This window comes from Eisenbergiella massiliensis, from assembly GCF_003435485.1.
In genome coordinates this window covers 193,584-214,394 of the sequence record NZ_QVLV01000001.1, presented here as the reverse complement: position 1 = coordinate 214,394, position 20,811 = coordinate 193,584, and the positions used below count along the sequence as shown (strand labels likewise).

General features: G+C 48.5%; 13 protein-coding genes. 1 reads left to right on the top strand and 12 read right to left on the bottom strand.

Annotation, left to right across the window (positions count from 1 at the left end):
- Window positions 1–27 precede the first annotated feature (27 nt).
- The 7 genes from DXC51_RS00890 to DXC51_RS00860 form a co-directional block, all read right to left on the bottom strand.
- Window positions 28–2,811, bottom strand: a complete 2,784-nt coding sequence (locus DXC51_RS00890) for a hypothetical protein (RefSeq protein WP_117543355.1) — start codon at window positions 2,809–2,811, stop codon at window positions 28–30.
- Window positions 2,812–2,901: 90 nt separating this feature from the next.
- Entirely contained in the window at window positions 2,902–3,912 is a 1,011-nt protein-coding gene (locus DXC51_RS00885) for an alpha/beta hydrolase family protein (RefSeq protein ID WP_117543353.1), read from the bottom strand.
- Between the two features lie 108 nt (window positions 3,913–4,020).
- Window positions 4,021–4,893 (bottom strand): carbohydrate ABC transporter permease, encoded by an 873-nt coding sequence (locus tag DXC51_RS00880; protein ID WP_117543351.1) that lies wholly within the window; start codon window positions 4,891–4,893, stop codon window positions 4,021–4,023.
- Between the two features lie 17 nt (window positions 4,894–4,910).
- Window positions 4,911–5,822: an ABC transporter permease gene (locus DXC51_RS00875; protein WP_117543349.1), complete on the bottom strand. Its 912-nt coding sequence runs from the start codon at window positions 5,820–5,822 to the stop codon at window positions 4,911–4,913.
- Between the two features lie 83 nt (window positions 5,823–5,905).
- Window positions 5,906–7,534 (bottom strand): type 2 periplasmic-binding domain-containing protein, encoded by a 1,629-nt coding sequence (locus DXC51_RS00870; RefSeq protein WP_181970001.1) that lies wholly within the window; start codon window positions 7,532–7,534, stop codon window positions 5,906–5,908.
- A 138-nt stretch (window positions 7,535–7,672) separates the two neighbouring features.
- Window positions 7,673–8,854, bottom strand: a complete 1,182-nt coding sequence (locus DXC51_RS00865; protein ID WP_181970000.1) for a response regulator transcription factor — start codon at window positions 8,852–8,854, stop codon at window positions 7,673–7,675.
- On the bottom strand, window positions 8,847–10,559 hold the full coding sequence (locus tag DXC51_RS00860; RefSeq protein WP_181969999.1) for a sensor histidine kinase: 1,713 nt from the start codon (window positions 10,557–10,559) through the stop codon (window positions 8,847–8,849). Before DXC51_RS00860 ends, DXC51_RS00865 begins: the two co-directional genes overlap by 8 nt.
- Before the next feature lie 126 nt (window positions 10,560–10,685).
- Between DXC51_RS00860 and DXC51_RS00855 the strand changes: the two genes are divergently transcribed.
- Complete coding sequence (locus DXC51_RS00855; RefSeq protein ID WP_035321593.1) at window positions 10,686–11,618, top strand: helix-turn-helix domain-containing protein; 933 nt, start codon at window positions 10,686–10,688, stop codon at window positions 11,616–11,618.
- Window positions 11,619–11,676: 58 nt separating this feature from the next.
- Here the strand turns inward: DXC51_RS00855 and DXC51_RS00850 are convergent, their stop codons facing one another.
- From DXC51_RS00850 to DXC51_RS00830, 5 genes are all read right to left on the bottom strand, one after another.
- Window positions 11,677–13,665 carry an endonuclease MutS2 gene (locus DXC51_RS00850; protein ID WP_243003092.1) on the bottom strand — a complete coding sequence of 663 codons (1,989 nt, stop codon included), beginning with the start codon at window positions 13,663–13,665 and terminating at the stop codon, window positions 11,677–11,679.
- 770 nt (window positions 13,666–14,435) lie between these two features.
- Window positions 14,436–16,487 (bottom strand): efflux RND transporter periplasmic adaptor subunit, encoded by a 2,052-nt coding sequence (locus tag DXC51_RS00845; protein ID WP_117543341.1) that lies wholly within the window; start codon window positions 16,485–16,487, stop codon window positions 14,436–14,438.
- A 12-nt stretch (window positions 16,488–16,499) separates the two neighbouring features.
- Entirely contained in the window at window positions 16,500–17,321 is an 822-nt protein-coding gene (locus tag DXC51_RS00840; RefSeq protein ID WP_242991275.1) for a carbohydrate ABC transporter permease, read from the bottom strand.
- Window positions 17,322–17,424: 103 nt separating this feature from the next.
- Entirely contained in the window at window positions 17,425–18,312 is an 888-nt protein-coding gene (locus DXC51_RS00835; RefSeq protein WP_117543337.1) for a carbohydrate ABC transporter permease, read from the bottom strand.
- A gap of 4 nt (window positions 18,313–18,316) precedes the next feature.
- On the bottom strand, window positions 18,317–20,644 hold the full coding sequence (locus DXC51_RS00830) for an ABC transporter substrate-binding protein (protein ID WP_117543336.1): 2,328 nt from the start codon (window positions 20,642–20,644) through the stop codon (window positions 18,317–18,319).
- Window positions 20,645–20,811 lie beyond the last annotated feature (167 nt).

Here is a 20,811-nt window from a genome sequence, read left to right as displayed (position 1 = left end):
TGCTTTCTGGATGGGCGGAGGGATATTTTACTCCCAATATCCTTTCGCGCGGACCGGACCCAGCAGGCCGCTTCCTTCCACAGGCATGGTTACGGAGAAGAAATCGCGGTATTTGTGTACGAGCGTATTGGTGACATATACTGTCAGCCGATTTTTGCCCTTCACGACTCCGGTGATGCTGCAGCTGTAGGGCGGCGCAATACGTACGGCCTTCTTTTCGCCGTTCAGCCATACCTCCAGCGTTTCATAGACAACTCCAAAATCAATCGAAAGCATTTCCCCATCGCGATCCGGATCCCACATAAAGTCCGCTTCATATCTGATTGTTCCCGCAAATTCCTCCATGCCTTCCGCTGCTGTGATATTGTACAGCCTGCCGGAAGCAGCGCCGGCAGATGCTCCTGCCTTACCGCTCTTTTCATCGTACGCTTCTGCCAGCCCCCTGTTTCCGGCAAAAGCTTTTTCCTTAAAGCTTCGGAAGGCCAACCTCCAGCCATCATCCAGTTCCATTACCCTTCCCCGCCTGACTTCCTTACAGCGGGGCAGCTGCTCCTGCGGCTCTCCCAGATAAAGCACCGACGCTTCGCCGGGCGCAAGCCGCAGCATAATTTTTCCGTCGTTATCCCTCTGTACCGGCCCCAGACGGTTTTCAAACGCATCATACCAGCAGGCATTCTCCGTTCCCGGCGCATATCCCTTCAGGGTTATGACGCTTTCCACGGAAAGAAACGGCGCCTCATTAAAAAAGAAAATAAAATCCCCATTCTGGTGTTTATAATGGTAATATCTCAAATAAGGGGACGTATTTTCACAGAAAATATCCCGTTCCATCACCGCATCCAGATAAGCGAGCAGCCTGCTTTCCTCACCGCAGGCGCAGGAATAAAAGCTGCCGGAATCATCGGACATATGCGCTTCCTCCACCTTCACCAGATGGTTCCATTCTGCGGCAGACCCTTTTTTCAGGCATTCTCCAGCCATTTTGTCCTGTTTATCCGTCCGGGCCCCCTCGTTTTTCCATCCGTAAAACCGCTCCGCCTCTCTCCAGCCGCTTTCTACCGCTGTCGGCAGAGAACCGGCAAAAATAACAGGGAAGCCCTCCGAAGCCGCATCAAGAAGCCATTCTGCCAGTTCCTCCGGGATATATGCGCATTCCGGGATCACCAGCGTCTCAAATTCTTCCTTCCCCACCAACATTTTTCCGCTGCTGATTCTGCTGGTTTCCAGAAGGCCCAGGGGGATTACTTCATAATCCAGCTGGTTTTCCGCCAGCAGCCGGCCGGTCTCCTCAAAGGGTTGATAAGCTCCCAGCCACTCCATTTCCGCGGTGTAAAGCAGTGCGATGCCGGCCGAATGCCTTCCTCCGTTAAGCAGGTGGCTCATCCGGTTCATATATCTGCAAAGGCAGGAAAACCAGGGATACTGGGGATTATTTCCCCATGCGTAAAAATGCGGCGGGCAGTCCGGATCCGGGAAATCTCCGCCTGTAAATGCGTGTGGGACGAACCAGTTGATCCCTCTTACGAGCATGTGATCCGTCAGCCACTTCATCAGCTTCAGCCCTTCACTCCAGCCATAGGCGCCATAAACCTCGCACATGGTTCTTCCCTTTTTCTTCGGATCCAGATGGCCCAGAGAAGCCCCCATTTTTGCAAGGCCATAGTGAAAGAAGGTACCGTTATATGTCCCTTTTCCCCCGATATTGTAAAATTCATTCCTATCATAGCCGGGGCGGATCTGCTGCAGCACCACATCAATTCCGGACATATGCTGTCCCCACAGCGCTTTGAAAAAATGTCCGGTTCCCAGGCCAAGCCTGGCGTGAGTGCCGCAGTCCTCAATTACATGGCCGATATATTCCACATTATGAGCATCACACCATTCTCCAACCTGGCCGCAGAAATTTTTTCCATATAAATCGGTGACCATATTCATATATTCGTATCTGGCCTGCCTGGTCATATCTCCAAAACGGCTCCACAGCGCAGCGAGCCTGATTACGGAATCCGTCCCCCACAGCTCCTTCACCATGCCATCCAGCTCTTCTCCCCAGGGAAGACGCATGTCGGGCTGTCCGATGACAGCGTTGTGCCCATACTCCCCGGAGCAGTTTCCAAGCTCCGGCTCATCGGAAAAAAAGCCCGCAAAGGTACTGCCGAAATCTTCTTTATAATGGTTCCAGTGAGGCTCATATACCGTATCCAGGAAAAAACGGACTGCCGCCGCATCCACCGTATTTATGTATTTTTTTCTCCCCGTGCCGGAAAAGGTGGTCTTTACAACAATAACATTCCAGTACCCCTCCGGCACATCCCAGTACACCGCATTTCCTCTTACATACTCCGTAATATCAACAGGCGTTTCCAGCGTTCCTGCCTCCGGGCCGGTTCTTTTTGCCGCAACAACCCCAATCAGCTCTTCCCCCTCCTCAAGGGAAATGAGAAAAGATGTTCCCGCCTGCGGCCCCACAGCATCTACAGTATAGTGATCCAGATAGCGTTTGGAATATATGGATTTATCCTCCACCCTTCCATTACAGTAGCCGGAGGGGAAGTGGGCATCATCCAGAACCCAGACGCGCATCCCGCGTTTCCTCGCCTCGTCCATAATGACATCCATGTCACGCCACCAGCCCGGTCCCACAAAATCCGGATGGGGCCTTGACTCCACGCATACCGCGCCAATACCGGAATCCTGTACTGCCCCCATCATTTCTCTCAGCTTTTCCTCCGACTCCCCATGCTGCCAGAAAAAAGGGAGAATATAGTTCCCCTCTTCTCCTCTCAGTACCTCCTGCAACCGTTTTTCCATCCCTTTTTCTCCTTTTGGACTACAATTTATGTTTCTCACAGGCCGACTCCACAGTCTCTGTTCTACTGCCGTTTCCTTTATTCACAGCTTTCAATAATTCACCTTCAGCCACCTGCATACATCCCCCACGGAAACCTCATGTCCCCCTTCAAATAAAATATGGGTGCAGCGCTCCGGCACGCCCAGCCTTTCGTAGACAGAATCCAGATATTGGAATGCCTCCAGGCTTCCCTGCAGAGGAAAAATAGGATCCTTCCTGCCGTTCATTGCAAGCAGCTTTTTAGGTGCCGCAAGCGCAGTAACCTGATGGCTTTCTCCCGCCTCCAGTTGTCCCGGCACATAATTGCAGATACAGTGATCCATTGCCAGAATACTGTATTTATACAGATTCGGATAGCCGGACAGCATAACGGCCTCCACCCTGTCCTCCAGAACACCTGTATAATTGCAGACATGACCACCGCCGGATATCCCATATGCGCCAAAAGCATGCACGCCAAAAGCGGCTTCGGCAAAATCCAGTGTTTTCATAGCTTCAAATACACGCAGTCCCGCAAGGCTCAGACCGCAGTTAAGCAAATGTGATTCCAGCATGGAACAGCTGGTGCAGGCATCGGTTTCCTCCGAAGCATCCCTTCTCTTCGCCTCTCCAAAAGCAAAAAGCTCCGGTACAAGAACCAGATAACCCAGGCTGGCCATAGCCATGCCAAGCGTTTCCTTCCCGGTGTCATCCTCTGCAAAAGCGCCCCTGGCCCCGCGGGGATCATGTCCATTCAAATAAAGAATCGCTTTCCCATTCCATTCTCCCGGCCGGAGCATATAAACGCAAAGGGGAAGACGTCTGATTCGGTCCACACGGTATTTTTCAATTACAACTGTACTTTCCCCGCCTGGCTTCTTGCTCTCCAGCAACGAATAATGCAACTCCTCCTGATAATTTTCTTCCAGGTAATCCAGACGGAGAAGACACTTAATCTCCTTCTTTCTTCCGGCCTTATAGGCCTCCCACTGATCTCCGGCAAATTCCAGCGGAGATACGAATTTTCCTGTAATGTCTTCATAAACCATGTCCAGGAAATCAGATACGCAAAATTCTGTCATGTGCCCCTCCTTAAGGACAGCAGGTCCTTTTTATTTTCCTCCGATTGTTTTCATGAGCCTGTAGCAGCTTGGTTGCTTAACTGCTGCGAAGGTTTTTCTCATCATATTTTACCCCTTGACAGCCCCTACAGTAATCCCCTTTACAAAATATTTCTGCAGAAAAGGATAAATTAACAGTATGGGCAGCAGCGTCAACGCAAGCTGAGCGGCCTGCAGTGTTTTAACGTTGGACAGGGCATTTTCTATAGCCTCCGCGGCGTTGGTCATATCTGAGTTTGAAATCAGGTTCTGGAGATACGTCTGCAGAGGATAATTTGTTGTCTGGTTATTATATATCTTTCCATCAAACCAGGAGTTCCAGTGGTTCAGAAAGCTAAACAGCGTTACCGTTGCGATTACCGGTTTGGAAAGCGGGATGATCAGCTTGATAAAACGCTGGAAATAATTGGCTCCATCTACCATTGCAGCTTCTTCAATTGTCCCCGGAAGCTGTTTCATGAAATTCATGGTCAGTATAATATTGTAAATCGGGACCGCCGCAGGTAATACAAGCGCCCATATGGTATCAAACAGGTTCAGATCCTTTATCAGAATATAATTTGGCACAAGGCCGCCGTCAAAAATCATTACAAAAATCAGAAGCCAGACATATATTTTTCTCGCCGGAAATTCCCTCTCATTTTTAGACAACGGATATGCCATCAGTACCGTTATTACCGTATTAATAATCACCCCGATAATGACTCTTTCCACAGAAATCCCGAATGCCTGCCAGAAGGCACTTCTTTTCGCCACCATTTTATAGGACGCGAAGGTAAAGCCCTTTGGCAGAAGGCCCACCTGATTGGCGGATACGGCCGCCTGATCGCTAAAGGACACCGCGACGATATGTATGATAGGCAGCAGACACAGGGCTGCAAGAAAGGCAAGAAATATTCCATTGAGAACACGGAAAGTATTTTTTTTAAGTGCTTTATTCATAACTGTCCCTTCCCTCCCTAAAAAATGGTATAATCGCTGTACTTATTAGCCAGCTTATAGCTGCTGACAATCAGCAGGAAGCTGACAACGGATTTCAGCAGTCCTACCGCTGTTCCCAGACTGTAATTGGCCTCCACCAGGGAAATCCGATAGACAAAGGTATCGATAATATCCGCCGTTTCATATACCCTGGGGCTGTAGAGCGTAAATACCTGTTCAAAGCCCGCATTCAGAATATTTCCAAGATTCAATATCATCATCAGCATGACAATAGGCGCAATACTGGGAAGCGTAATATAAAGAATTTGTTTCCACCGGCTCGCACCGTCAATTTTAGCCGATTCATAAAGCGATTCGTCCACCCCGGTAATAGCAGCCAGATAAACAACCGTCCCATACCCGAAGTTCTTCCATACATCCGTTCCGATCAGCAGGCCCAGAAACGGCTTTTTATCTCCCATAAAAAATATGGGATCCATCCCAAAAACACCCAGTATCTGATTGACGACGCCATCCAGGGAAAATATATCCAGTATCATACCGGATAAAATAACCCATGAGATAAAATAAGGCAGATAAATGATGGTCTGTACACTTTTCTTAAACCGCCTGCCTTTAACTTCATTCAAAAGAATTGCCACAATAACAGGTATCGGAAAATTAATGACAATCTTAAGCACTGCAATTTTCAGGGTATTCCACAACACTCTCATCGTATCAGGAAGTGAAAACATATATTCAAAATTTTCCAGTCCCACCCAGGGGGAACCAAAAATTCCTCTCCTCGGAATAAAATCCTTAAATGCAATTAAAATCCCGCTGAGCGGTACATACTTAAACAGTAAAATTAACAGAATTCCCGGAAAAAGCATTAAATGCAGCTGCCAGCTCTTCTTCCAGTTCATTGTGATTATCTTCTTTTTACCCATTTGCTATCACCTCAATATTTTAAAAAAATCTGCAAAAATGGCGGCAGTGTCTGAATACACCACCGCCATAGATCCTTAATGTATTACTGCAGCTCTTCTTTAATTTCTTCAGCTATTTTTGCACCGCCTATATTATTAAATGTTTCTACAAAGGTATCGAAGTAATCTACCGGCTGATCACCCATGATTATTGAAATATAATCTGTCAGCTTCTGGGTATTTAAAAGAGACTGTGTTTTTGACATGGTTTCTGTTGGCGCCCCCGTATAATCACTGTAACGTACATTATCGAGATCCATTACCAGATAACCTTCCAGATATACTTTTTTCCATGCCCAGGAAAGGTCCTCAGAAAGTCCGGTGCTGATTACATTCTGGTAATCGGCGTCTTTCCCCTCCACGTGCTCCTTTCCGGCGGCAATTGCTTCTGTAAATTCTTTACCCCAGTTAATATTCCCCGCCATCTGGAACGGCATCAGATTATTGGCTCCTGCCTGGCTGATCGCCGGATCTGCTGCCAGCTCGTTATATTTTTTATAAAACTCACTGTCTCCATCAGACAGCCATGGGGCTGCGTATCCGTCACAAAGATGATTGAGCATGACGACAATTGCTTCCGGATTCGTAATACCCTGTTTTGCATAAATATATCCATATACGTTCAGATTAACACCCGGTTTATACTCCGGATAGCCCTCCGCCGCAGGCATGGGTACAGCAATCCAGTCCGCTCCCACGTTTGCCACACTGTCCTTCATCACACCAAGAGGGCTGTAAAAATAACCAATATAAATACCAATCTTCCCGGAAGCAATCAGCTCCTCTTCCTTACTTTGTTCCTTAACTGCAAACTCGTGATCAATTGCTCCGGCCTCATACAGCTTAGCCAGCGCTCCCAGAGGCTTCTTGGCATCCGGATCCGTGCAGCCGGCGATAAAGCTTCCGTCCTCCTGCTTTACCCAATATTCATCCTTACTGTAAACCTCATAGGCCGCCATAATGAAATCCAGGCCATTCAGATCCTTATCCAGATACAGGCCGTAGGTATCGTCCTTCCCATTTCCGTCCGGATCATCTGCCGCAAATTTCTCCGCAATCGCAAAAACCTCTTCCATGGTAGAAGGCGCTTTCAGCCCCAGAGCATCCAGCCAGTCACTGCGTATCCAGAGAATAGGATAGCTGTCTCCCACGGTATTTGCTACGGGAATCGCCATATATCTGCCGTCCTTCAATGTCGGGGCAAACAGGGCATTATCCTGCTGTCCGGCTATTGCTTTCAGATTATCGGTAGCCCACTGGTCATAAATATCCGTCATGTCCATAACCATGTCATTTTTAATCAGGGATGCCAGCGTTGCTGCATCAACAATTCCGAAATCAGGAATCTCATCAGAAGCAATTGCAAGCTGGAATTTTTCTGTCATCGCATTGGAAGCACAGAGGATGGAATTTTCCACCTTGATTCCCATAATGTCTTCCCACATTTTGTACATATCATTTTTCTGTGCATCCTGTCCCTCCGGATAATTGGTAACCACCTCCGCTTTGGCAAAGGTAAGTGTTATTTCCGGATCATATTTTTTCATCTTCTCTTCTTCTGATTTTGGTCCTTCCACCTTTATGTCATCCTGCGCGGCGGATTTACCGCAGCCCGCCAGAGATGCCATAACCAGACACAATATAAGGACTAAAGCAGTTCTTCTCTTCTTCACGTAATACCCCTCCGTTTTATAATTTAGCATTTAACATGTATCCTCTTATCAGGGATGCTTTATACCCCTACGTATCGGCCGTTACGTTTGATGAGATTATCGTATCATAAGGAAACCCTGCCGGAAATGGTAATCATTTTACATTTCTGCTTTATTTTTACTTACGTTCATACGATAATTGCGGGGAGATATTTTTTCAACTTTATTAAACACTTTGGTAAAATATCCCGGTGTTTCAAAACCGGTTTGCTGGGCAATTTCATAAATTTTCATGTCCGTTTCCGCAAGAAGCTGCTTTGCCAGCACAAGCCGGACCTGAACAATGAATTCGGAAATAGGGGTTCCCGTTTCCTGGTGAAAGACTCTGGATAAATAGGAGGGGTTAATCCTGAATTTTTCGGAGAGAGCGCCCAGGGAGAGATCCTTTCCGGGATTTTTCCTGATATAGGACTGTATTGCTTTAACCGCATAGTTTTCATTCCCATTTTCCGCCTTCTCCTCTATAGGAAATCTAAGGAGCCCGCCAAAATTGTCTCTTCTCAGGCATTCCGCTTTCATCCGTTGCATAATAAGGCCGGTTTCATCCGGATCCACTCCTTCGGAAAGGCCAATGGACATTTTTACATCCAGATGCTCCAGGAAAAAGCTTTGCAGCTCCTCCAACGTCTTCCAGCATACCTTGCCCCAATAGCCCTCCTCAACCATTGGCTGAAGCCGGGCAATGGTACAGCTTTCCTCCTGCTCAAATTCCGCCGCGCTGCAATAATGACGAAACAGCCGTGTCAGCATGCCGCACAGGCTTTTATGCAGCTCATCTTTGCTCATACGCTCGGGCGCGGCCTCATAAGCAATGAGTAAAATGTGCACCGGCACCTTTACTTCCGAATCTATTTCACATATTTCCATGCTTTTTCTGTAACGCAATTCAAACCGCTCCAACCAAAGACCATCCAGCTTGGAAATCACATTCCCGATAACCTCGATAAGCTTTTCATCCGGAACAGGTTTCAGCAGAAAATCATCACTGTTCAGCCGAAGCGCCTTTCGTGCATATTCAAAATCCTGATAGCCTGTAAGGAATATGACTCTGGTTTCCGGCCAGATTTTCTTTGCCCGTTCCACCATTTCCAGACCATCCATGTCAGGCATTCTTATATCGGAAAGAATAATATCGCAAGGGGACCTTTCAAGCATTTCCAATGCTTCCCGGGCCGACGGCGCGATACGGATTGATTTCAGCGGAAGCGGAGAAGCGGAAACCGCATCCCTGATTCCGTTCCGGATAATTTCTTCATCATCAACTATCATTAAGCTATACATAACGCTCCCTCCGTTTGGCAATGGAAAATGATACACGGAAAATACCATTATCCTCTTTTTCCAGTACTAATCCCTTTCTGCAGTCTCCGTTCCTCAACAGTCTGTTCTGAATATTCCACAGACCGAAATATGTTTCCGGCATTTTATCAAGACAGATTATATCCCGGATTTTATCTATAGTATCCTGCGTAATCACACCTGAGTCGTCAGCTACAGTAAAATCAAGCTCATCGTTGTTCTCATGAATTTCCACGGTAATCATGCATGGATGCGTACACTTTTCCATACCATGCATAATGGAATTCTCTATCAGAGGCTGCAGCAGCAGCGGCGGAATCGTATATTCTCCCAGTCCCTCCTCCATAGCTATCCTGAAATTCAGCTTTTGTCCAAACCGCATCTGATTCAGCTTCAGATAGGTATTGATAAACTTCAGTTCGTTATCAACAGATATAAAATCATTAGAGGCAAAGGTCAGCACGCTGAAATAATCCCCCAGGTACATGCACAAATCTCCGACTGCCTCACAGTCATCGGACTTCGCCATATGATATCCCATATAAAGGCTGTTAAACAAAAAGTGGGGATTTATCTGCATCTGAAGTTCCTTATACCTGGCCTGCTCCACTTGAAGCTGTTTTTCCAGAACCTCCTGAATCAGATTCCGTACCTTTTCCGTCATCCGGTTATACTGTTCAAACACATAATTAAATTCCTTGGATTCATTCAATTCAAGCTTACAATTATATTTTTCCTGCTCAACCATCTGCATGGCGCGGCTCAATTTCTCCATGGGACGGTTTATAATCCGCTTGATCACAATAGTAAGGAATACCGGCATCAGAAGAAGCACTACCGAAGTGGCCGCCCATGCCCAGTACAGAGTATATATGGTTCTGTAGGCATCCGCACGGTTCATATAAACTATAATCAGAAATTTATTGGCGCTGCTTCCAATCCTGTAGATGAGGTATTTGTTCCTGCCGATAGCCTGTTCCTGTGATTCATTGCTTTCCCAGTCAATTCTTTTGTATATCTGTTTCCCCGTTTCAGACAGGCTTTCCGGCCTTCCCAGCAACTCCTTTGTTTCCGAATCCACGAAAAAGTAATCATAGCTGCCTTCGCTGTCATAGCCTCTCAATGTATACCGGATGTCCAGAAGGGAAATTTTTATTCCAACCATCACCTGATTGCTGCCCTGTGACAAATAATACAGCGCATCATTATTGTGGAAGAAGGAAACACCGTCTTTCTCAAAGCTTTCTTTCATGGTAAGAAATATATCATCTATGGGGATAATGCTGGAATTGGCACTGAGAATTTCACCGGACTGCGGCAGGTAAAGAAAAACATCGTCAATATACATACTGATGTTCCGATATTCTTTAATGGTATTATAAGCCTCAACATAAGACAGATAGGATTCATAATCCACCTGTCCCCTCCAATGGGTCGTGAATTCCACAATTGCCTTGTTCCCGCACATCTGGTACATAGACTGCATAACTCTCTCAATATCCGCATTGATTATCGCCGAATAATACTTGACTTTATCCGTCTGATTATTTATCGTTTCTTTTGTCAGGTGACTGCTTAATATCACCAGACCTCCGAAAACAAGAACGGTAAATGGGATCCAGATTATCATAATGCTCAGAACAAGCCTGCCCAGCAATGATTTCTTTACATTTTTAAACCAATTCATTTGGGACCTCCTGTGTTTTATTGCTGACGTACCAAATTTATTATACATATACAGCAGGTTCTGTCCATCCATGTCAAGATTTTTAACAGCTACGCTGTTATTCTGATAAATGAAGGAGAACAAAACATGCAATGGGACAAAATAGAGCTGGCCTCCAGGATGCAGAATTACATCCGTGAACACTGTATGGACGAAGATTTCAGCATGGATGCGCTGTATGCGTCCACCGGTTATTCCAAAAGGCACGCCTGCCGTATTTTCAAGGAGCTTCTTTATAAGACGCCGGAGGAATATGTACGGGCCGTACAGATGACGGCAAGCGCGGAATCTCTGATTAAAACGGATGCCAACATTCTTGACATCGCCCTGGATACGGACTATGAAAGCCATGAGGGATATACACGGGCCTTTGAAAAGCTGTTCGGCACCACGCCTTCGTGCTACCGCAACGGCCAGACTCCGATTCCGCTCTTTATCCAATATCCCATAAAGCATTATTACTCCTATCTGAGGCAAAAGGAGAAGAAACAAATGGAAAATGAAAACAATCTGAACAATGAGACCAAGGCGTCTCCCTCCCTCTGCACCGTAACGGTTATCAGCAAGCCCGCACGGAAGCTTCTTGTAATGTATGCGAAGAAAGCACATGATTATTTTTCGTTCTGTGAGGAGGTGGGCTGCGAGTGGGAGGGGCTTTTTAACAGCATTCCCAGCCGCCTGGAGACGGCAGCCCTGATAACGCTTCCGCCGTCCCTGATACCGGAAGGCAGTACGGAAACCGCCGCAGGCGTGGAGCTGGATGCGGATGCGGTTGTCAAAATTCCTGAGGGCTGCAGCCTTATCGAGCTTCCTCCCTGTGATTATCTTTACTTCCAGTCTCCTCCTTATGAAAATGAAGAGGATTACTGTACCGCCATCGAGCTTGTCTTCCAGGCAAGCGAGACATATCAGCCGGAACGCTTTGGGTACCGCTATGCTCCAAAGCTGGCTCCCGCCTTTAACTTCGGCGCGGATACCAGGACGGGCGGATGTATCTCTCTTCCTGTGCAGAAGCTGTAAAAAGAAGGCAGGCTTCCCTTCCCCGCGGAAGGTGAAGCCTGCTGTGAGATATATGGTACTATTTTCCGTCCTCTTCCTTTTCATATCTTATTTCCAGGCCGGGTACGAATTTCCGGTCCATCTGATGCCTGGCCTTCCGGTTTTCCACGGTATCAAAAATAATGGAGAAATCGTAATCCGCCGGGTACATTTCCGCCGCGGCCACCTTCAGCTGAAGCCTTTTGTAATTGATCCTCATTTTTTTCTTCTGGATCTGCACTCCCACATCGCCCTTATCATCCGCCGGCTCATATACGATTCCCAGCTTTCTCTGGGGATATACCATGACGCTGTCTCCCATGGAGAAACGGCCTTTTATCTCTTCAGCCTTTACTTTGCAGGAATTCTGCGCATCCTCCTTCGACCTGATCCGGGACTTCTGCGGTCTTTTTTTTGATTTATCCAGGCTGCCGCCCTCCATCGCCTGTGGTCCGGACGTTTCCATGAGGTCGGGCAGGGAGCGTTTGTTTTTTTCACCGCTTCCATAGGCGGCTTTCCAGGCTGTCTCCAGGGTTTCTTCTGCCATCCCCAGGCGCCTGGCGATATAAAAAGCACAGCTTTCTCCCGCTTCTCCCAGTTCCAGCCGATACAGCGGCTTCAGGCTTTCTTTATCAAAGGCCATTCTGGCATTGATCACGCCCTCTGTTCGTTCGCCGTATTCCTTTACCTCCGGATAATGGGTGGTTACCAGGAACAGGCAGCCCCGTTTTCTCAGTTCTTCCAAAACCGCCACCGCAATTCCCATGCCTTCCGCCGGATCAGTTCCGGATCCAAGCTCATCCAGCAGCACCAGGCTTTCCCTGTCGGCTTTCTGGAGGATGCGTATAATATTTTTAATATGGGCGGAGAAGGTGGAGAGATTTTCCGAAATGCTCTGCCCGTCCCCGATATCGCAGAAAATATCCGCATTCATAGCCAAATCCGCTTCCTCACAGGGTATATGAAGCCCGCAGCAGGCCATGACGGAGAGCAGTCCCACCGTTTTCAGTGCCACTGTTTTTCCTCCGGTATTGGGTCCTGTAATTATGACGCCCTGGGTCTTTCCCCCAAACTCCACATTCAATGGCACCGGGTTTTCGCTGGTAAGAAGAGGATGCCTTCCGTTCACAATACGGATAAAACGCCGGGTATTTAAAGAAGGCTGTCTGGCCTGCATATCCGCGCTCAGCTTACCTTTTGCAAAAATAAAATCCAGCTCCTCCATATATTCCAGATTTACGGAAACGGCATCCAGATTATCCCCTACCAGGGCCGACAGGGTATAGAGTATGATTTTTTCCTCGTTTTCCTCCGCCGTTTCCAGAAGGCCAAGCTCCTCGCGGAGCTTTGATACCGCGGTTGGTTCTATAAAAAAGGTAGCGCCTGTGGACGAAGCATCCACTACGGTTCCGGGGACCTGGCTTTTGTATTCTTTTTTTACAGGCAATGTGAACCTGCCGTTTCTCATGGAAACAAAGCTTTCCGAAAAATACTTCCGGCTGCTGCGGAGCATGGTGTCCAGCTTCGTCCTGATCTGCCCCTCCGCCTGTTCCTTTTTCTGACGTATGCTGCGCAGTGTCTTACTGGCATAATCATCCACACGGCCGCCCCGGATACAGCGTTCGATCTCTTCCTGAAGCGCGCTTAAGTCCTGGAAGCCGGCGGCAAATCCGGCCATACCGGGGGCAAGCTCCCTGCATCGGCCCAGGTAACGGGTCAGCCGCAGGGAAAGTACGGCAAACTGCCTGACGCTCTCCAGCTGATCCGGGGTCAGCATCCTTCCCGCTTTTGCCTCCTGGGCGGCTTCCCTTACTCCTGCCGTATCCGAAAAGGGCGGGGTTCCCAGTGCATCCAGAACCTTCCTGGCCTCTGTCGTCTCCTGCAGGGCGGCCTCCGCCCTGGCCTGATCCAGGAAAGGCTCCATTTGTTCAAACCGCTGCGCGGCCTTTTCCGTCATTGCATTTTTTACCAGCATTTCCTTTATTCTGCGAAATTCCAGCATTTCATTCATATCGTTGTTTTCGTTCATAATATTGATTCTCCCCATTTTTCTTACAGTTCAGACGGCTAAACCGCCGCCTGTTTTTGTTTCTTTCAATTGTTTTTCAGATTTGTGGGAAGACAAGGCTGTATAGCGGCAGCTGTTTCATTCCTTCATATTCACCGGCGGCTCACTATACTTGAGAGACGCTAAACGGACGTAGTTCCTGAAACGGGACGTTTTTCTTTATTATCGCGGACGGCAAGTCATATGGGCGCGCCTTTCTGGCGGCTGCCAAAAGGCCGGGATGTCCTGCAGCTATTGTGAGAAATCTGACTTTGCTGCAGTATTCTTATGACAATGCCTGCTTTACATTCTTTCAAATGCAAAATAATGCAAAAAAAGGCATAACCCCGCAATCAGGATTATGCCTTCTATACTTTTAAAGTATGTGTCTACGCAACCTGTTCGGAACTCATCAGGGCAGACTCCCAGAGGGAACGACGCAAAAACCCCGTCTCTGCCTTAACACGCTATTCGCCTGTCTTCCTCACATTGGCTGCAATTAACATACATTTTCCTCTCTTTCTTTCTGTAACTGAAGCTTTACACATGTCCGAATGACACGGCTTCAGTCACTGCCCCTATAATAACAGGCGCCTTTGGCTTTGTCAAAGGGTTTCCCGTATTTTTTCTGCATATTTTTTTAATCTTGTTTCATGAAAATATTGCAAATCAGGCAAGGCAGTGCCATGATTATATTATATTGGTGCTGCCGATAGACGGTTGCCCTTCAAATAAACAGTAAAAAATAACCGCTATTCCTTCCTGCTGCCGTAACGTACCACTGCCCCCTCTTCAAGGGCTTTTGTCGTATCTACTATAATTTCCGTATCAGCATCTATTGTTCCTTCTTCAATGGAGGCAAATTTATTGTTCTTGTCCAGTACATTTACGTTTACGCGGCTTGCGGCAAGTTCTTCCCCCAAAATTCCCTGCTGTTTTCTGAGTACAAAAACATAAGAAATTCCGTTATCAGTATAAACTGCCTTTGCCGGAATAGTCAGGGGATAGCTTTGTGACTGGGAGGAAGCCGTCATGGTTCCTCTCTGTCCTACCGCGCCTTCGCCGGGGGGCAGGTAAACTATGGCGTCATAGCTGCCCGGCGTGCTTTCGCTTTCCGCCAGATAGGCAACCTGTCCTTCCACGGTTCTGCCGCTGTTACCCAGCTTCAGGGAAACCGTATCATTGATATCCACATACTTCTTCTCCTCCCTGGTGAGCGTAGTCCGGAATTTAAAGCTTTCATCCAGATCGGCCAGAACCACGGAAGCGCCGTCCGGCACTCTTTCGCCGGAGGATATTTTGATTTTGGTTACGATGCCGTTATCCTCGCTGAATACCTGTCCGTCTGCTTTTTGGAGCTGCACGTACTTCTGCAGGATTTCATTCCGGTAAGCAATCTCCATCTGGTTCATTTCCAGAGTCAGATCCGGATTCGCTGCAAGCGTTGAGTCCTCTACCTTCCGTTTTGCCTCAAGCATGGCGTCCAGCTTATCCCAAACGCTGTTTTCCTGATTCTGCTTTGCACTGTCTACGGAATCCTCCAGGCTTTTCTTTGTACTCTCCCAGTTTTCCCATGCAGAATCTTCGCTTGCATAGTCCGGCTTGGTCTTTGTATCTACATTTCCCTTCGCCAGCTCCTCTTCTATGCTTTTAACTCTTCTTTCCGCACTTTCTCTCCTGGCTTCAGCCACCTTCAGCGCTTCCTCCAGCCGTTCCCGTTCAGGATCTGCCGCCGGGCCGGAACCGCCGCCGGTGTTGTCTTCCCCGCCATCTGGTGTCCCGCCATTATCCGATGCTTCACCGCTGTCCGAATTGCCGCCGGAACCGGAACCGCCGCCGGCTGATCCACCATCATCTGAACCACCAACCGAATCGCCGCCAGCTGAATCACCCCCAGCTGTTCCACTGCCATCCGAACCACCGTCATTCCCGCTTACACTGCCGCCTGATGCCTGGCCTTCCCTGCTTTGTGCCGTATTTTCCCGGACCACCTCCTGTCCACCGTCATGGCTGTCCGGGCTGCCACCGGAGCTGCCGGATCCGCTGTTGTTATCCTCGCCCGAGCTGTCAGATCCGCTGTAACCGTCTCCGCCGCCGGAATCACCGTGGGCGGCGATATAATCATCCAGTGCCTTCCGGGCCGCCCCTTCCTCCGCCTTAGCCGCTTCCAGCTCCGAATTTGCGCTTATCTGCTGCTTCTGTAAATCCTTCATCCGGCTGTCCCAGTCCTTATACTCCTCTTTTTTCTGATTCCGTTCCTCATCCGGGGTCTGCCTGGGCTGGTTATTCAGATGGTCATCCAGCTTTTCTTCCGCCTTCGCCACAGCATCCCCCGCCTGCTCTATTTTCCTGTCCTCCTCCGTATCCGCAAGCGCATAATCCTCCAGGGAACGGTTCTGGGCCAGCCGCTCCTTCTGGGCATCAAGCTCCTTTTGCTGCCTTGCCTGCTCATTGCTCATCTCCAGCTTTTTGATCGCAAGCTCCTGTTCCGATATTTTTTCCTTCAAATCCTCCTGATCCACATCAAACAACAATGTATTCGCAGAAACGCTGTCTCCCAGGTTTACATAAATCTGATTGACCTTCAGGCCGCTGACGGTATCCACAGCCACCTCCCGGTTGGCTGTTACCATACCTTCCGCCTCCACCATATGGCCGAGCGCCCTTTTTTCCGGCTTTTCCGTCTCCACCTGCGGCAGACTCGCTCCGTAAATCCCCTTTGATAACAGCGTGCATAAAAACATAATCACAAAAAATACACAGCCGGCATACAGGATTTTTTTCTTTTTCTTCAGAAATTCCATGACTTATCTCTCCTATTCCTTCAATCCGCTCATAGCAATCCCCTGTTCCAGATAATCCTGTCCCAGCAGAAACACAAAGACCGCAGGGATCAGCGTCACCACCGATGCGGCAAATGCAAAGCCCGCCTGCGTCAGCCCGATTTCGGGCAGATATAAGGACAGCGGCCACAATTCTTTACTCTTTAAAAAGGTAAGCGGCTGCTCAATCATATTCCAATACTCCAGAAAGCCCAGCACAAATGCGGAAAGGATTCCCGAGGAGCCCAGCGGAAGCCCTATCCTTACAAAAAGCCCAAGCTCTCCTGCGCCGTCTATCCTTCCGGCCTCCAGCAGCCCGGGATGAATGCTGCAGAACCCTCTGTAAATCAGAAACACAGGGAAAGTGGAAAAAATGGCAGGGAGTATGACGGCAGCCTGCGTATCCATAAGACGCAGCCGGTCCAGCACCAGATATGAGGACAGCATGGTCACCTGAAATGGCATCAGCATTAAAACAATATACAGGGTAAACAAAAGCCTGCGGAAAGGAAATCTGTAAACCGCAAAGGCCCATGCCGCCGGCACCGCTATCACCAGCTGGCCCGCCAGGATGATGAGCACCATTTTGATAGAATTCCAGAACAGGATAAAAAACTGGGGAGAATAAAAAAGCAGCCTCCGATACCACTCCAGTGTGGGAAACTCCGGCAGCACCGTCCAGTTAATAAAACCGCTTCCCCCGGAAAGCACTGCTTTAAACGCCTGTGTCAGCTCATATTCCCCGGTCATGGAGCCTGAAAGCAATAGCAGAACGGGAGAGCAGATAAACAGGCCGGTAAAAATAAGAACCCCCATTAATAATGTTCTTGCCGTCTGTCTGCATATCTTTCCGGCCAGGGCATATATATGCCCGCTTTTCTTCCTTCGATTTTGGATGCCAACACCCCTCATATGCCTTTCACTCTCCTTCGTCCCACAGCTTCTGCAGAAGCAGTATCGCCGCGAACAGTATAAAACCCAGGATAACTGCTGCCGCCGCCATCTTGTCAAAATCCAGATTTGTAAACCAGTTATTGAACAGATGCTGCAACAGATACATGCTTTCATCCGGATACGATCCTGCCACCAGATAAGCCTCCCGGAAGGCCTTGAAAGTATTCAGGAAGGAAAGCACGGTAATCGTATAAAGGACAGGTTTCAGATTGGGCATGATTATCCTGACAAAGCACGTGAATTCCCCGGCCCCGTCAACCCTGGCCGCTTCCCGTATCTGCGTGGAAATGGACAGGATTCCCGTAAGCCACAGCACTACTGTATACCCGAGATTTTTCCATATGTAGCTGAACACCAGCACCCAGAAAGCCGCGCCCGTCCTCATATAATCAATGTCAAACACAGGGGCGCTTTGCAGCACCCCTGCGCTGTATGCTGCTTCCCCCAGCCTGGTAAGAAACAGATTCAAAAACCCCTGCCTGTCAAAAATCAGCTTCCAAACCAGCACTACTGTGGCCGCCGGCACCGCCATGGGAAAGAGAAAGGCAGATTTCAGAAAATGTACCCGGGTAAAACGGCTGAGAAAACAGGCGATAATCAGGCCCAGCCCGATGAGCAGCGGCAGGCAGACAAGAACGAATTTTGCCGTATTGCCCGCCGCCAGCCAAAACGCCTTATTTTCAAATACCTGTTTATAATTGTCAATTCCTCTGAATTCCCCTGTCACCGCGGTCGTTAAGGAACGCCTGCAGACATCCGCAAAGGGGGCCAGCACAAACACGATGACCCCCAGAAAGCTTGAAAGCAGAAAATACAGACAGGCAATATTCTTGTTTCTTCTTTGTTTCCTCATTTTCCTATTCAGCCAGATACAGCTGTACCTTCTGCTTTATCTGCGCCACTCCTTCTTCCACACTCAGTTCGCCGTTCAGCACCTGTGTGCCTGCCGCCACAACGGCCTGTTCAATTCTGCTGTCAGGAAGATAAGGCGTATCCAGGGAAGAAACCAGATTCTTCAGGCTTTTTTGTTCCTCTTCATTAGGCCAGTACAGATCCAGCATGAGCACACTTCCGTCCTCCTTTGCAATACCATAGGAGCCAAACGGAGTGTCCAGATCCATTTCCGTATAGAACATCCGATCAAAGCTGGCCTTATTTACCGGATACGGTTCCTCCTGTGAGGCCATTACCTCGTAGGATAAAAGCGTCTGTATAAAATCCTTCGCCATTTCCGGCCGGGCCGCTTTTGCGCATACTCCCATAATGGATTCCGCCTGGAAAACCTTTGAATTCTGGAAGGAAGGCGTAGTAAAGACGATTTCTTTTCTTACCCTGGGAATAGAAATTACATTGGTAAAGTCAAGGCTCACCTGCTGCGTATTCCCCAACCCGAACTGTTCCTGGGATCTTGTCAGGAAATTCATAATACTGAAGGAAATATCAAGCGCGGTTTCCGCGTAGCTTCCGCCTTCATCCCCTCTGCTTCTGTTGGATTCCAGGAAATCCTCCATATCACTTTCGGAGATACCGCTTATTTCCGCATCATAAATCCGTTTTGCCTGGGTTAAAAATTCCTGTACCGCCGCCTCTTCCAGTGTACCATCCTCCCTGCTCCATGAAGGCTCACAGGCCAGGGCCAGCATACGGAGTACAATATCAGGCTGATAAGCGGACAGAATGGAACCATCCGGGCTTTCCGCCCTGAGTTTTTCACAGGCATCCGCGAAGGATTGCAGATCCTGGATTCCCGCCAGGGTTTCCTGTTTTCCCACAAGCAGGGGGAGCCGGAAACGGGTGGGAAGCGCGTAAATTTTTCCATCTTTTTCAAATGCTCTTGTGATATTGTTAAAGAACTCTTCCTTTTCCTCTGCTGCCTTCAGAGTATCACTTAAGTCGGCCAGCATTCCCTTTGATAAGTAGGAATCCAGCGGAAGTCCGTCCAGACAAAGCACATCAGGCCCTTTTCCCGCCATGATTTCCGTATTCAGCGCTTTGACTGCATCCTCTGCGGTCAGCCCATTATCTCCGGACATGCCGACCTCATATCTTACATAAACATCATTGTGCTCCTTCTGATAAGCAGATACCGCCTGCTGGATGGTTCTGTCTTTCTTCAGGCTGTATACAAGCAGCTCCTTATCCGGTACGGAAGGCACTGTTTCATCAAAAGCAAACCGGGAAACACCGCTTCCCAAAAGCATGAGGAATACAGGCCCGTCCTCTGCAAGCATACCGTATTTGGCTACGGAAGGATCTGCCAGGGAGCAAAGTCCGCCTTCCAGCAGCAGCTTTATGCCCTCTCCCTCCTTATAGCTGTAAATACCTTCGTCACAGCCCAGGTACAGGTTGTTTTCCTTATCTAATGCGGCAATGAACTTATAATTTCCGCTGGTATAAAAAATCGTATCCATACCATCGGTCATCTGTTTTTGCACAAAGCTGTCCAGCCCGTCATCCTGTTCCAGGAGTTCTCCATTGACATAATCATAGCTGTAGGCCCTGGTAGTCGTAAATGCCGCCATCCGTGTTTCCGAAAAACAGGCCAGCTCCACGTCCCCTTCCGTGTCAAACAGCCTTGTTAACGCTCCGTCCTCCTGATTGATTTCATAAACGGCTCCGCCCTGGCTGGCAAACAGTCTTTTATCCGGTGTGTACCAGCAATTTGTGAGGATTTCATAATTGTCCAGATTAAAGGGGACCGGAAGATCCCGCATCTCTCCTTCCGGGGAAACTATCATATAGCGGTAATCCATTTTAAACAGATTGTCAGTTTCTGATGCCTGTTCCGTTTCCTCATCAGCCGATTCTTCGTAGCTGCTGTACATTAAAAACAACGTGCCGTCCTTCGCCATTGCAGCAGTCATATAGTAGGCGTTTCCCACCATTCCCATCCAGTCGTCGTATTTCCTTGTCCAGGTTCTGCCTTCGTCCTGGGAAATGCAGGGGCCGTTATTATAGTCAAATATCTGGAGACTGCCGTCCGTCAGACGGGTTATTCCGGCATTGCGCATCATATCCTCCGGCATCCCCACCGCTTCCTCCATATATCTCCCCATGGTTTTTCCGCTGCCGCCTGTTTCCGGCTCTTCCTCCGGTGTGTTTCCTGCGCTTCCTCCGCAGCCTGTAAAAAGCATGCCCGCTGTCAAAAGCAGGGCAAGCGCTTTCATTCCCGGTTTTCTTTTCATAATAAATTATCCTTTCCTCAGGCCTTGCTGTCCTGTTTTTCTTTACCCTGATCTTAAAGGACAAATCTTGTTAAAATTCCGATAAAACTCTTACAATTTTCTTACAATCCAATTCCTTCGCCCAACCGTTTCCTGTTCGGCTTTTGCGGCGCGGTATTGCCAAATGC